Source organism: Siculibacillus lacustris, assembly GCF_004328075.1.
GTDB classification, from domain to species: Bacteria; Pseudomonadota; Alphaproteobacteria; order Rhizobiales; family Ancalomicrobiaceae; genus Siculibacillus; species Siculibacillus lacustris.
This window is the reverse complement of record NZ_SJFN01000083.1, coordinates 1-1,331: the sequence shown is the minus strand read 5'-3', so window position 1 is coordinate 1,331 and position 1,331 is coordinate 1. Positions and strand designations below refer to the sequence as shown.

Annotated in this window: 2 protein-coding genes; both read right to left on the bottom strand. The window is 67.8% G+C overall.

What is annotated here, in order from left to right; translation table 11 throughout:
- A partial coding sequence (locus tag EYW49_RS22785) for a glyceraldehyde 3-phosphate dehydrogenase NAD-binding domain-containing protein (RefSeq protein ID WP_228259626.1) occupies positions 1-247 on the bottom strand: 247 nt, incomplete at its 3' end.
- 148 nt (positions 248-395) lie between these two features.
- The coding region (locus tag EYW49_RS22780; protein ID WP_131312027.1) for an iron-containing alcohol dehydrogenase at positions 396-1,331 on the bottom strand (936 nt) is incomplete at its 5' end.

The following is a 1,331-nucleotide window of genomic DNA, read 5'->3' as shown; positions in this document are numbered from 1 at the left end:
CCGGATCGCGGATGGCGGTGACCTTGATCGGGCCGCGGCCGACGTCGATGGTGTCGCCGGCGACGGTGACCACGCCGGGGAAGCGGCCGTGGACGCTGTCGTAGCGCACCAGATGGGCGTTGGTCTCGACCGGGCCGAGATCGTTGATGCCGACCACTTCGATGTCGGTGCGTCCCGACTCGACGATCGCCCGCAGGACATTGCGGCCGATGCGGCCGAACCCGTTGATCGCTACACGGACAGTCATGGCTTCCTCCTCCGGCGCTCCCCCTGGAGCCGCCGACTGGTTGGGGTCAGTTTCGAGACTTGCAGAGCGGCGAACGATGCCTCTCTCCGGAGATCGCGACGAGACGGGGGCGAGCGCTCGAGGCCGACACGGAGAGAGGCACCGCCGTTCACGCGGCCGGGACGGCCACCGGGATTTCGGTGACCGTGGTCTCGCCTTCGACGGGTTCGACGAAGGCGCGGCCGTAATAGCTGTCGATCAGGATCGCCTTGAGCTCCGAGATCAGCGGGAAGCGCGGGTTGGCGCCGGTGCACTGGTCGTCGAAGGCCTCGACCGCGATGCGGTCGACGGCGGCGAGGAAGTCGGACTCGGCGACCCCGGCCGCCTGGATCGAGGCGGGGATGCCGATGTGGGCCTTGAGCCCTTCGAGCCAGGCCAGCAGGTTGGCGACCTTGGCGCCGGTCCGCTCACCACCGAGACCGAGATGATCGGCGATCTCGGCATAACGACGGCGGGCCTGCGGCCGGTCGTACTGCGAGAAGGCGGTCTGCTTGGTCGGGTTGTTGTTGGCGTTGTAGCGGATGACGTTGGCGATCAAGAGCGCGTTGGCGAGGCCGTGCGGCAGATGGAAGGCGGCGCCGAGCTTGTGGGCCATCGAGTGGCAGACGCCGAGGAAGGCGTTGGCGAAGGCGACGCCGGCGATGGTCGCGCCGATGTGGACCTTCTCCCGCGCCACCGGGTCGAGCGCGCCCTTGGAATAGCTGTCGGGCAGATGGTCCTTGAGCAGCTTCAGGGCCTGCAGCGCCTGGCCGTCGGTGAACTCGTTGGCCATCACCGAGGCATAGGCCTCGAGCGCATGGGTCACCGCATCGATGCCGCCGAAGGCGGTCAGCGACTTCGGCATGTTCATGACGAAGTTGGCGTCGACCACCGCCATGGTCGGGGTCAGCTCGTAGTCGGCGAGCGGGTACTTCATGCCGGTGACGTCGTCGGTGACCACCGCGAAGGGGGTGACCTCCGAGCCGGTGCCCGAGGTGGTCGGGATCGCCACCAGCTCCGCCTTCACGCCGAGCTTGGGGAACTTGTAGATGCGCTTGCGGATGTC